The sequence below is a fragment of the Synechococcus sp. GFB01 genome (assembly GCF_001039265.1).
In the GTDB taxonomy this organism is placed as follows: Bacteria; Cyanobacteriota; Cyanobacteriia; order PCC-6307; family Cyanobiaceae; genus NIES-981.
The window spans coordinates 1-10,908 of the sequence record NZ_LFEK01000059.1; the positions used below are offsets into that span (position 1 = coordinate 1).

Consider the following 10,908-nt stretch of genomic DNA (forward strand, 5'->3'; position numbering starts at 1 on the left):
CGCAGCGCCCAGCCCACCTGGCGGGCGCAGCCGTAGGCGCCGATCAGCTCGGCGATCTGGCCGTAGGTGGCCAGCCGGCCGTGGGGGATCAGCGCCACCACCTGAGCCACGCGCTGGTCAAAGCTCGTCGCCCTCAAGGCCATCACCCAGGTGATCCCGATGATCGCTGCTTTCTAGAGTGACGTGATGATGGTGCTTGGCTGATGGCAGCCGGCTGTTCGGCTTCGGCTCCGATCGTTCTCAGTGCGCAGCAACGCCAGTCGCTGGCGCCGCTGGCAATCCGCTACATCTGGTGGCAGCCTGCGGAACGCAGCCTTGCCCATCCCCGTCGGCTGCTGGCCCAGCTGATGAACATCGGCGACTGGCGGGATGTGCAGCTGATGCGCAGCTGCATCGATGACGCCACCTTGCGGCAGGTGCTGGCCACCGCCCGGGCCGGGGAGTTCAACCGGCGCTCCTGGAACTTCTGGCACCTGCGGCTGGGGCTGCCCCACGGTGAGGCGCTGCCTCCACAACCCCAGCGGCCGTTGCGATGAAGGAGAACGGGCCGGGTGGAGCGCTTGAGCCCAGGCTGAGCACCCTCCCCGAGATTCAGCAACGTCTATGGCCACAGTTGCAATCGCTGCGATCCCTGCACTTTGTGCTCTACGGGGGCACAGCCATCGCCCTGCGACTCGGACACCGCATATCGGTGGATTTCGACTTTTTCAGCTCATCACCCCTGGATCGTGAGCGGATTCGCCAGGCCCTTCCCTTCCTGCAGCAAAGCACCTTGCTCCAGGAGGAGGCCAATGCCCAGACCTTCCTCGTGCCGGTGACGCAGACGGCAGACCATCCAAACGATCGCGCAACGGTGAAGCTGTCGCTGTTCGGTGGACTGGAGTTCGGCAGAGTTGGCAACCCGCAACTCACCAGCGATGAGGTTGCCCTGGTCGCCGCACCTGAGGATCTTCTGGCCACGAAACTGAAGGTGATCCTGCAACGCGCTGAGGCCAAGGACTACATCGACATCGCGGCACTGCTTCAGGACGACCGAGCATCCCCAGAGGCTGTCGGCGACCGATTGGCTCGAGGGCTCAGCGCTGCGGCAGCCCTCTTCGGTTCAGCGTTTCAGCCGGCCGAGGCCTTGAAGGCCCTTGTGTTCTTTGAAGACGGGGATCTGCCCGATCTCTCCCTGTGCACCCGACTCCCGTTGGAACGAGCCGCCAGCGAGGTGGGCCCGTTGCCGCCAGCACCAATGGTTACGCCCCAACTCCACTGATCACGCCGCGGACTCCACGCCCCTCAGCCCATGCCCCTGCTGCCGCGCCGCTTCGAACGCCTGCGGGCCGTGCTGAACCGGCGCATGGGCGATCTCACGCTGCTGCTGGAGCATGTGGAGAAGCCCCACAACCTCTCGGCGATCCTGCGCAGCTGCGATGCGGTGGGCGTGCTGGAAGCCCATGCGGTGTGCCTGCAGGGCCGCCTCCCCACCTTCAACAGCACCGCCCTGGGCAGCCAGAAGTGGGTGCCGCTGCAGCTGCATGCGAGCAGCGAGGTGGCGATGCGGGCGCTCAAGGAGCGCGGCTTCCGCCTCTACGGCACCCTGCTGAGCGACACGGCCGTGGATTACCGCGCCTGCGACTTCACCGGCCCCACGGCCTTCGTGCTGGGGGCGGAGAAGTGGGGCCTGAGCGCGGCGGCGGCGGCGTTGGTGGATCAGGCGGTGATCATCCCGATGCGGGGCATGGTGCAGTCGCTCAACGTGAGCGTGGCCAGCGCCACGCTGCTGTTCGAGGCGCTGCGGCAGCGCCAGGCGGCCGGACTGGTGCCCGAGGCCGGTGAGGGGGTGCCGCCGGAGCGCTACCGCGGGCTGCTGCTGGAGTGGGCCTACCCGGAGGTGGCCGCCTGGTGCCGCCGCGAGGGCGCCCCTACCCCGCCCTCGACTGCGGAGGGAGCGATCAGCGAGGAGCTGCCGCGCACGCTGCGGCTGCGGTGCTGAGCAGCCGCTGGCGCAGCAGCGCCGTGAGCGCCTCCACCTCGCTGGCCACGGTCTTCGCAGGGCGCTCACCGCGATCGGCTCGGCCACGCAGAGGCTGGCGCGCCGCTTCCCCAGCCGCGGCCGCCCCGGCAGGCTGCCGCCGCGCAGGCGCACCACGCCGTCGTAGAGCAGCAGGCGGTTTCGGCGAAGCGCTCGAAGCTGGGCCGATCAGCCACGTAGTGCCCGGACACGGCCACGAAGGTCTCCACCAGGCGCATGTGGCGCAGGGCCAGGGCAGCCTCGGCAGCGGTCCAGTCGGCCAGGTGCCGCTGCAGGGGCGGCAGGTGGTGCCGCGGCGGCAGATCCTCGCGATGGATCCACTGCCAGGCCACCTCCTCGAGCCTGCGGCAGCGGTCTTCCGGGGTGCCCACCGGGCGCAGGTGCAGACGCGCCTCGGCCAGCCGCAGGGCCCGGTCGCGCAGGGCATCGAGACGCGGCGCCAGATCGGTGGATGCCGCAGCGGCGGCATCGGGCTGCGGCTGAGGTGGGCTGCCGCAGCCACCGAAGCGGCCGTAGAAGCACTCCAGCTCGGCCAGCATCACCTCCCCGATCCGCCGCAGGCGGCGGTAGCGCCGCTCGGTGGCGGAAGCCTCCTCGGAATCGGAATCGGAATAGGAATCGGCTGCGGCGAGCGGCTCGAGGCCCAGCTGGCTCTCCAGCCAGCCCAGCAGGCGGTCGAGCCGCGGCCAGGGGGCGCCCGGATAGGTGTAGCGGATGCCGATCGGCACGATCCACACCGCCTCGCTGCGGCCGGCGCGGCGCAGATCGTCGCGGCACCAGAGGGCCAGGCGCGCGGCGCCGGGCTCGAGCGGCCCCAGGTGCTCGCCATGGCCGTTGGTGGCACCCTCCGGGGCCAGCACGAAGGGGAACGGACCGTCGCGCAGCAGCTGGCGGGCCTGGCGCAGGGCGCTCCAGTCGGGATGGCGGCCGCGCCGCAGCGACACGCCGCCAAGGCGCGAGAGCACCCAGCCGAGCGCACGGCCGCCCCAGAGCGGCATGCCCCGGTCGTAGAGGAAGTGCACCGGCTGGGGCCGCAGATCGGCCGGCAGGGCGCGGGACATCAGCCACAGGCCGCAGAGGGGGTCGTCGACCTCGCTGTGGCGGAAGGCGAGCAGCAGGCGGCAGCGACCCTGGCGGAACTGGCGCAGCAGACCCACGAGCCGCTCGCCGTGCTCCAGCTCCAGGGCGGTGATGCCGGCGGGCAGCCAGCGCAGCAGGCGCACGCGCAGCAGCAGCGGCAGCAGCAGCTCCACCAGCAGCCGCATGGCAGGGCTGTAGGCGGGCCGGATCGGCGCCAGCGGCGGCTGCAACCTCACCGGCCGCGGCCGGAGCTCGAAGCGGCCCCGCTCAGCCAACTCTCGAGACCCTCGCCCAGGAAGGAGAGGCCGAGCACCAGCACGAACATGGCCACGCCGGGGTAGAGGGCGGTCCACCAGATGCCGGTGGGCAGCGCCGTGAGCGCCTGCTGCAGATCCCCGCCCCACTCCGGCACGGTTTCGGGCAGCCCGAGGCCGAGGAAGCCGAGGCCGCCCAGCACCAGCACCGCATCGGCGGCGTTGAGCGTGAGCAGCACCGGCACCGAGGTGATCACGTTGCGGAACAGATAGCGCCGCAGGATCCACAGCGGCCCGGCACCGAGCGAGCGGGCCGCCTCCACGAACAGCTCGGCCTTCACCTGGGCGCTCTGGTTGCGCACCACGCGGAAATACTGCGGGATGTAGACCACGCAGAGGGCGGCGGCGGCATTGGGCAGGCCGCGGCCGAGCAGGAAGGCCAGCACCACCGAGAGCAGCAGAACCGGCAGGGTGTAGAGGGTGTCCATCAGCAGCACCAGCAGCCGATCCACCCAGCCGCCCAGGTAGCCGCTCACCATGCCCAGCGGCACACCGATCAGCAGGGCGATCACCAGAGCCAGCAGCACCACCTGCAGGGCCACGCCGCTGCCGGAGAGGGTGCGCACGCACACGTCACGGCCGAGCCGGTCGGTGCCGCACCAGTGGGCCGGCGACGGGGCGGCGTAGATCGGGTTGGTGAGGCCGGCGTTGGGATCGGCCAGCCAGCCCAGGTGCACCAGCAGCGGCGTGAGCAGGGCCACCAGCGCGTAGGCCAGCACGATCAGCACCCCCCAGCGGGCCATGCGGCCCGAGAGCGTGGCGGGGCGCCAGTGCCGCCAGTAGGGGATGGGTGGTGGTGAAGGCATCGGGCCGGAGTCTTCGCAGGGTGATTCAGTGGGCGCACCCGGTGGGGTGCACGCTATGGGAGGCAGCCCTGGCTGGCCAGGCCGGTGGCCCCTGCAGCCCGGTCCACCATCGCCACCATGGCATCACCCAGAGCCGCCGCCAAATCGGCTCCATCGGAAAGCAGCCCCGCCAGCGCCTGCTGCCAGGGGGCAACAGCCACCTGCCGCTGCCGCTCCACCCAGCGCCAGCTGGCGCGGTGGAGGCCACTAACTGGAAGGCCTCCTTCAGCAACGGCGCCCGCGGAGCACCCGCCAGCATCGCCTCCAGCTGGCGCACGCAGCCCTCCGCATCGCCGGCTCGTTTCAGGGGAAGGGCGCTCTCGATCCGGGGTCCGAGGGAACCGGGTTGGAGCAGCGCCAAGACCACGTGATGGCCAAACGACTCGGCGATCCTCCCTTGTTGTTGCACCAGCACGACCAGCCTGGGGTGGGCCTCCACCAGTTCCAGATCGGCGGCAACCGCCGCCTGCAGCGCAGCGATGGCGGCGCCTTGCTCCAGTTCGGCGTAGGCCAGCCGCTGCATCACCACCTGCTCGAAGCTGACCTGGGCCGCCTACGAATCTCACTGCTGGCGCTGGATTTGGCCGATAGCGGTAAGAGGCCTGGCATCGACGGGGTCGACCTCCTGGGCCCGCTCGAACAAGGTGATCGCCGCCGACCAGCAGCCGGCGGCACGCAGCACCTGAGCCTGCAGCCCTTGGTTGAGCAGGCGCACTCCTTAGCCGTTGAGCACGGCCAGGAAGGTGATGGTCTGCAGGCGTTCACGCANGGCGCGGGGACGGCTCATGGACGCTGGCGGTGGCTGAAGTGCCTTATGCCCAGCATGCTGGGTCGATCCGCTGTCTGGGCATTGGAGCCCTCTCAATCCGTTCGAGCCTGGTTCGACTTTCTGCAGCTGGAACGGCCACTGCGCTGCCTGGATGTGGGCGCTCTGGCGCTAGCGAGCGAACCTGAGGCATGGGTGCACTNGGCGCGTGAAGGCTGCGCCGAGGTGATCGGCTTCGAGCCGCTGGGTGAGGAGTGCGAGCGGCTGAACCAGCAGGTGGCCGGGCTGGGCGGCACGCTGCGTACCTGCCCTGGGCGCTGGGCGATGGCGAGGAGCACACGCTGCACGTCACCAACGTGCCGATGACATCCTCCCTCTATACGCCGGCCCGCGCCACTATCGACCTGTTCCCGGCACTGGGGGAGCTGATGCAGGTGGAGAAGCGGGTGCCCCTGCGCACCCGTCGGCTGGACGATCTGGAGGAAGCCCGTCCGGCCGACTTCCTTAAGCTCGATGTGCAGGGGGCCGAGGGGATGGTGCTGGAGCACGCCACCGAAACCCTCAAGGATGTGGCGGTGCTGCAGAGCGAGGTGGAGTTCGTGGAGCTCTACGAGGGCCAGCCCCTTTTTGCCGATGTGGATGCCTTGCTGCGCCGGCAGGGCTTCTGTTTTCTGCGCTTCGCGTACACCATGGGCCGCCCGTTCCGGCCGCTGCAGCTGGCGGCCAATCCCAACGCTGCCATCAGCCAGCTGCTCTGGGCCGACGCGATCTATGTGCGCGATTTCCGCCAGCGCCAGCAATGGAGCGAACGGCAGTTGAAGGCGGCTGCATTTGTGATGCATGAGCTCTACAACGCCTTCGATCTGGTGGCGCTGCTGCTGGGCGAGCTCGACCGCCGCCAGGGCAGCGCCTGGCAGGACTGCTACCTGGGCTCAGTGCTGCTTAGCCGGCCCGACCTGGCCCTCGAAACCCCGGCCCCGTCTTAGCTTGAGGCCACGCCACGCCAGGCGATGACCAGCACACCCCCCACCCTCACCGTCACCCTCGCAGACGGCACCCAGGTGGTGGTGCCGGATGACCTGAACCAGATCACGCCCTACGTGCTGCAGGAGCAGGGCGACTGGTTCGAGGACGAGATCAAGTTCCTGCGCCGCCTCGTGCAGCCGGGCCAGACGGTGGTGGACATCGGCGCCAACGTGGGCGTCTACGCCCTTTCACTGGCCCGCAAGGTGGGGCCCAAAGGGCAGGTGTGGGCCTTCGAGCCATCGTCGACCACCGCCGCTCTGATGCACGCCAGCATCGCCGTCAACGACGTCCCATGGCTGCACCTGGAGCGCCAGGCCCTCTCCGATCACAAGGGCACCGCCTGGCTGCAGACGTCAGAACAATCGGAACTCAACAGCCTGGTTCCGGATCAGCAAGGCCCCGGCGAGGAGGTGCCTCTCACCAGNCTTGATGCCTGCCTCGATGCATTCGGCTGGCAGCAGGTGGACCTGCTCAAGATCGACGCCGAGGGCGAGGAGGAGCGCATCCTGACCGGTGGACGGCGGTTCTTCGCTGAGCTCTCACCGCTGGTGATGTTCGAGCTCAAGGCCGGCACCCAGCTCCACCTGGAGCTGGTGGAGCGTTTCCTTGCCATCGGCTACCGCTGCTACCGGCTGGTGCCCGGTCTCGATGCGCTCCTGCCCTTCGATCCGGCGCACGGGGTGGATGGCTACCTGCTCAACCTGTTCGCCGCCAAGCCCGACCGCGCCGCAGCCCTCGCGGCCGCCGGCTGGCTCGTGCCCACCGCCAGGCCGGAGCCGCCCGGAGCCGCTGAGCTCGAGCCCTATCACTGGCGCCGGGTGCTCACCCGCCTGCCCTACGGCCAGGCCCTCGCCGCCCAGTGGGAGGAGCAGGCCCGTGGCACGGGTGACCGGGCTGCTGAACCCCTGGCCCTCTGGGCCTACGCCCACGACCCTGCCCGGCCACTCGCGCGGCGCCTGGGCGCCCTGCAGCGCAGCCACCAGTTGCTGCAGGATCAGGCCCGCGACAAGCAGCGGCTGACGCGCCAGAGCAGCCTGGCGCGGGTGGCCGCGGAACTGGGCGAGCGCAGCGAGGCCCTGCGCGCGCTGGGACACCTGGTGCCGCCCCTGGAGGCGGGCCTGGCGCTCGAGGCCGGTGAGCCCTTCCTGCCGCCCTGCCGCCGCTTCGACGATCTCGACCCCAGCGGCCGCCTGGTGGAATGGCTCAACGCGGCGGGGCTGGAAAGCGATGAACTCCTGGGTTCGTACTCCGGCTTCTACAGCGGCGGCAGCGCCCGGCCACGGCTGAAGCGTCTGCAGGCGCTGGGCTTTGCCGGATCAGCGATCCAGCAGCGGCTGGCCCTGCTCAAGCGCCGCTTCCCGGCACGCCAACCGGCATCGCCGCACCAGCACAGCCCCAACCCCGACCAGATCGCCCTCGNNCGCTCCGCCTGGGAGCTGCTGGAAGCGGGCGAGATCGCCTCGGGCAGGGCTCGGCTCGCCGAGGCCCGCCGCCTGGGNTGACACCTGCTCCAAGGCCCTGCANCTGGATCGCCAAGGCGACGGCCGCCCTGGGCGACCCCCAGGCGGCGGCGGAACTGCTGCAGCGGGCTGTGGAGCTCGATCCCAGCAATCCATCGGTGCTGCTGGAACTGGGCATGACCCTCAAGGGAATCGGCGAGCCAATCGCGGCCGAAGCCGTGATCCAGCAGACGCTTTGGCTCTACGCCTTTCGGGGGGCCAGCGCTGAGACCTCTGCCGCTGATCTCGCCAACCTTGGCATCGCCTACGACGAGCTGGGCGACCCCATGCAGGCGCTCGACTGCCTCAACCGGGCGCTGGCGATCGATCCGGAGCTCGACAGCGCCCTGCGGCGCAAGGCAATGATCTGCGCCTTCCAACTGAAGCAGCACGATGCCGCCCTGGAGATCTGGGAGCGGCTCCAGGCCCGTAGGNCTGATGACCCCGCACTAATGCGCAATCGAGCCGGGTCGTTGCTCGCAATCGGTGAATTCGACGAAGCCCTGGAGCTGCTGGAGCAGGTGGTCAGCCAACGGCCCGAATGGCCCGAGGCGTTTGAGAACCTCGCCTTCCGCCTATCGATCGCCGGTGCGGCGGCCGCTCCTATGCATCTGCGTCGGCTGCGGCACTACTGGGGCTTACGGCGGGGCTCAAACCCTGGCAAAGCGCCCTTGCCGCATCCCCTCAGCTTACCGGCAACAGGCCGGCGGTTGCGAGTGGGCTTCCTCTCGGCGGAGCTGGGTGAGCATGTGGTGAGTTTCTTCCTTGAGCCCTTCCTGCGCCACTACGACCGTGCCCGCCTCGAGGTGGAGCTGATCGAGTCGCATGAGTTTCGATCAGGCCGGGCGCTGGAGCTGGCAGAGCTGGCCGATGCAGTGGTCACCGTGCAGGGCCTCGGAGCGGCGGCGGCCCGGCAGCGGATCCGGGCGCGCGGCTACGGCGTGCTCGTGGAAACAAGCGGCTTCACCCGCAACAGCGGAATCGCGTTGCTCGCCGAGCGCTGCTCGCCGGTGCAGTGCCATTACATCGGCTTTCACGCCAGCACCGGGCTCGACACGATCGACTGGTTCATCGGTGACGCGCTCACTGCGGCGCCCGAGCTGGCCGAGCAATTCGTGGANGGGCTCTGGCGACTGCCCCGTCTCTGGCTGGCCTGCCGGCGCCCCGCCGAGCTTCCTGCGGCCGGGAGCCGCCATCAGGGCAACCGGCCGGTGCTCGGCTCCTTCAATCAGATCGCCAAGATCCGCGAAGAAACCCTGAGCTTCTGGGCGGCGGCCCTGCGGGCCGTGCCACAGGCCCAACTGCGGCTGAAGACCTACACCACCGATTCACCGCGGGCCCGCCACCGCATCCTGCAGAGCCTCGAGCGGGCCGGGATCGATCCTTGCAGGATCGTGTTCCTGCCGGCCGCCCCCAGCTGGATCGAGCACATGGAATGCTATCGAAGCATCGATGTGGCCCTCGATACCACCCCCTGGGCCGGCGCCACCACCAGCTTCGAAGCCCTGACGATGGGGGTGCCGGTTGTGGGCATCCTGGGAGACAGCACAGCCGGTCGGATGACCTGCTCGATCCTGCGAGCCCTCGGCCGGGAAACCTGGATCAGCAGCACACCCGCCGACTTCGCCGCCGCCGTGGCCGAGCTGGTGAGCGACCTTCCAGGGCTGCGGGCGGCACGGGCTGAGCTGCAGCAGGAGGTGCTCTCCAGCAGCCTTTACGACGGCGCCGATCTTGCCCACCACCTACAGGAGGCCTTCCTGGCCATGGCGGACCGACAGCGCGGCCAGGGTGGGGGAGGCCTGACACCGACTGGCTGACAAGCCAGCTAACTCCCGCTACCATAGTGGCGGTATAGGTGGTTTTCCGCACTCCCCACAACACCATACTTCGTCCCTCTACCGGCAGCGCCTGCTACTCCAGCTGCTAAACAAAACCAATCGTGTCAAGGGCAGTCCCGACCAAGGCTTCACCCTGATCGAGTTGCTTGTGGTCGTTGCCATCCTGGGTGTGCTAGGAGCCGTTGGTTACGGCGCCTACATCGCCAATCTTGCGACCGCCAGAGAGAACTCCGCCAGAGTGGCCGTGGTCGCGGCCGCGAAGAGTTGCGCAGCCATCCTTGCAGGTGGGGGAGGCACATTTGTCCCTGCGGTTAACACAAACCAGATCGCGTTCAGTGCTACTTGCGCATTGGGTCAAACCTTTTCGGCTCAGGCCAACGGCAGCGCGGTTGTTGCGAATGCCACCATCAACGGCGACGGTGCCGTTATCCCTCAATAATAACTCATCATTACATCCAATTTCATCCATATCCACGAAACTTTCGGGGTAGATTCGTCTCTTAGGCCAGCGCAAGCTGGTCTTTTTCTTTGGCCAGAATCAGTTCAGGGAGCCGAAGGCCCCACGGCCATCCGCTGCTGGCTGATGCTGGAGCCGCCCTCCAGTTCACGCCTGAGCTCCAGGCGCAGCGGGCCAGGCGCGCTCCCCCCCACCTGGAAGCCATCACGTGATGGCAGCGCATCGATCAGCACCCGCGACACCGCCGCACCGTCGCTCCAGCCGCCAGCGAGCGTGTAGGCCGGGCCGCAGCGCATCAGCACCGCTCCACGCCAGATGGAGGAAGGGGCGGGGCCGCTGCTGTAGAGCACCTCAGCACTCCGGCCGGAATCGGTGAGCCCCCGGAGCTGCAGCACGAAGCTGCGGCCCGCCAGGCTGCAGCCGCCGGGCAGCGCCATCTCCCCGGAGCGGAGGGCCACCACGCTCGGCCCGCTGCAGCTCACCGCGCACCAGCTCCAGGGCCCGCTCGCCCGCCTGCCGCTCCCGCAGCCAGCGGCCCAGCCGGCCCACATGCTGCAGATCCCCCACCATCAGTTGCAGCACCACAGCGATCACCAGCCCCGAGAGCGCCAGCGTCACCAGCAGCTCGACCAGCGTGAAGCCTCCGTTTCTGCGCATCACGCCGCCTCGTCGCGCTGGCAGGCTTCGGCGCTGGGCAGGCCGCTGGAGCCACCCGCGTAGCGGCCCAGGCGCAGCACACCGATCGGCAGGGCCATCACCAGGCAGCGCTGCAGATCCGTACCGGAGCTGGCCAGCACCACGGTGCCGCCATCGAGCAGCAGCCCGTTGGCGCTGAAGCGCAAGGCGGGCGGCAGGTTGTGGCGCAGCTCCAGGCGGTCGTCGGCCACGCCGGCCGCCTCCAGCAGCCGCCAGGGCCCTGCACCACCAGGCTGCGAGGGCGGCCGTCGCGCAGCGCCAGACTCCCGCTGCCGCTCGATCGCCACCACCAGCTCCCGCGCTGCCACCTCCACGCGCTGGCGGGCCAGAACGGCCTGGCCGTCCAGCCGCCGATCGCCAGCAGCAG

General features: G+C 69.4%; 15 protein-coding genes. 7 read left to right on the forward strand and 8 right to left on the reverse strand.

Features of this window, described 5'->3' with window-relative positions; all coding sequences use genetic code 11:
• Nucleotides 1–143: MGMT family protein (locus SYNGFB01_RS13240; RefSeq protein WP_200900083.1), on the reverse strand; the 143-nt coding region annotated here is incomplete at its 3' end.
• Nucleotides 144–203: 60 nt separating this feature from the next.
• On the opposite strand from SYNGFB01_RS13240, the gene SYNGFB01_RS08115 reads away from it, so the two are divergent.
• From SYNGFB01_RS08115 to SYNGFB01_RS08125, 3 genes are all read left to right on the forward strand, one after another.
• Nucleotides 204–536, forward strand: coding sequence for a hypothetical protein (locus tag SYNGFB01_RS08115; protein ID WP_048017649.1), 333 nt, complete (start codon nucleotides 204–206; stop codon nucleotides 534–536).
• 77 nt (nucleotides 537–613) lie between these two features.
• Complete coding sequence (locus tag SYNGFB01_RS08120; protein ID WP_161795870.1) at nucleotides 614–1,261, forward strand: nucleotidyl transferase AbiEii/AbiGii toxin family protein; 648 nt, start codon at nucleotides 614–616, stop codon at nucleotides 1,259–1,261.
• 30 nt (nucleotides 1,262–1,291) lie between these two features.
• Nucleotides 1,292–1,981 carry a TrmH family RNA methyltransferase gene (locus SYNGFB01_RS08125; protein ID WP_048017655.1) on the forward strand — a complete coding sequence of 230 codons (690 nt, stop codon included), beginning with the start codon at nucleotides 1,292–1,294 and terminating at the stop codon, nucleotides 1,979–1,981.
• Nucleotides 1,982–2,046: 65 nt separating this feature from the next.
• On the opposite strand, the gene SYNGFB01_RS08130 is transcribed toward SYNGFB01_RS08125, so the two are convergent.
• From SYNGFB01_RS08130 to SYNGFB01_RS14595, 4 genes are read right to left on the reverse strand one after another with little or no spacing between them, the layout of a single operon-like run.
• Nucleotides 2,047–3,336: a 1-acyl-sn-glycerol-3-phosphate acyltransferase gene (locus SYNGFB01_RS08130; RefSeq protein ID WP_152669587.1), complete on the reverse strand. Its 1,290-nt coding sequence runs from the start codon at nucleotides 3,334–3,336 to the stop codon at nucleotides 2,047–2,049.
• Nucleotides 3,333–4,220, reverse strand: a complete 888-nt coding sequence (locus tag SYNGFB01_RS08135; RefSeq protein WP_048017651.1) for an ABC transporter permease — start codon at nucleotides 4,218–4,220, stop codon at nucleotides 3,333–3,335. Before SYNGFB01_RS08135 ends, SYNGFB01_RS08130 begins: the two co-directional genes overlap by 4 nt.
• A gap of 25 nt (nucleotides 4,221–4,245) precedes the next feature.
• Nucleotides 4,246–4,788: a hypothetical protein gene (locus SYNGFB01_RS08140; RefSeq protein WP_048017652.1), complete on the reverse strand. Its 543-nt coding sequence runs from the start codon at nucleotides 4,786–4,788 to the stop codon at nucleotides 4,246–4,248.
• Between the two features lie 33 nt (nucleotides 4,789–4,821).
• Complete coding sequence (locus SYNGFB01_RS14595; RefSeq protein WP_161795871.1) at nucleotides 4,822–4,974, reverse strand: hypothetical protein; 153 nt, start codon at nucleotides 4,972–4,974, stop codon at nucleotides 4,822–4,824.
• Nucleotides 4,975–5,387: 413 nt separating this feature from the next.
• Between SYNGFB01_RS14595 and SYNGFB01_RS08145 the strand changes: the two genes are divergently transcribed.
• The 4 genes from SYNGFB01_RS08145 (at nucleotide 5,388) to SYNGFB01_RS14605 (ending at nucleotide 9,827) form a co-directional block, all read left to right on the forward strand.
• A complete protein-coding gene (locus SYNGFB01_RS08145) occupies nucleotides 5,388–6,011 on the forward strand; it encodes an FkbM family methyltransferase (protein ID WP_053068398.1) in 624 nt (207 codons plus the stop codon).
• Between the two features lie 24 nt (nucleotides 6,012–6,035).
• Nucleotides 6,036–7,553 (forward strand): FkbM family methyltransferase, encoded by a 1,518-nt coding sequence (locus SYNGFB01_RS12535; RefSeq protein ID WP_053068399.1) that lies wholly within the window; start codon nucleotides 6,036–6,038, stop codon nucleotides 7,551–7,553.
• A 26-nt stretch (nucleotides 7,554–7,579) separates the two neighbouring features.
• Nucleotides 7,580–9,367: a tetratricopeptide repeat protein gene (locus SYNGFB01_RS08155; protein WP_369795523.1), complete on the forward strand. Its 1,788-nt coding sequence runs from the start codon at nucleotides 7,580–7,582 to the stop codon at nucleotides 9,365–9,367.
• 103 nt (nucleotides 9,368–9,470) lie between these two features.
• Nucleotides 9,471–9,827 (forward strand): prepilin-type N-terminal cleavage/methylation domain-containing protein, encoded by a 357-nt coding sequence (locus SYNGFB01_RS14605; RefSeq protein WP_255347542.1) that lies wholly within the window; start codon nucleotides 9,471–9,473, stop codon nucleotides 9,825–9,827.
• Between the two features lie 104 nt (nucleotides 9,828–9,931).
• Here SYNGFB01_RS14605 and SYNGFB01_RS12540 read toward each other — a convergent pair whose 3' ends face one another.
• The 3 genes from SYNGFB01_RS12540 to SYNGFB01_RS14615 all read right to left on the reverse strand — a co-directional run.
• Nucleotides 9,932–10,282 (reverse strand): hypothetical protein, encoded by a 351-nt coding sequence (locus SYNGFB01_RS12540; protein WP_152669589.1) that lies wholly within the window; start codon nucleotides 10,280–10,282, stop codon nucleotides 9,932–9,934.
• On the reverse strand, nucleotides 10,197–10,502 hold the full coding sequence (locus SYNGFB01_RS14610) for a PilW family protein (protein ID WP_053068401.1): 306 nt from the start codon (nucleotides 10,500–10,502) through the stop codon (nucleotides 10,197–10,199). The genes SYNGFB01_RS12540 and SYNGFB01_RS14610 overlap by 86 nt, the downstream gene beginning before the upstream one ends.
• On the reverse strand, nucleotides 10,502–10,908 hold a 407-nt coding region (locus tag SYNGFB01_RS14615; protein WP_048017654.1), incomplete at its 5' end, for a hypothetical protein. The genes SYNGFB01_RS14615 and SYNGFB01_RS14610, both read right to left, overlap by 1 nt.

Bases quoted from the DNA above. Each gene is read 5' to 3' on its own strand.
- SYNGFB01_RS08135 (WP_048017651.1), bottom strand. From the start codon at position 4,220: ATGCCTTCACCACCACCCATCCCCTACTGGCGGCACTGGCGCCCCGCC.
- SYNGFB01_RS12540 (WP_152669589.1), bottom strand. From the start codon at position 10,282: ATGGCGCTGCCCGGCGGCTGCAGCCTGGCGGGCCGCAGCTTCGTGCTG.
- SYNGFB01_RS08145 (WP_053068398.1), top strand. From the start codon at position 5,388: ATGACATCCTCCCTCTATACGCCGGCCCGCGCCACTATCGACCTGTTC.
- SYNGFB01_RS08125 (WP_048017655.1), top strand. From the start codon at position 1,292: ATGCCCCTGCTGCCGCGCCGCTTCGAACGCCTGCGGGCCGTGCTGAAC.
- SYNGFB01_RS14610 (WP_053068401.1), bottom strand. From the start codon at position 10,502: ATGCGCAGAAACGGAGGCTTCACGCTGGTCGAGCTGCTGGTGACGCTG.
- SYNGFB01_RS08115 (WP_048017649.1), top strand. From the start codon at position 204: ATGGCAGCCGGCTGTTCGGCTTCGGCTCCGATCGTTCTCAGTGCGCAG.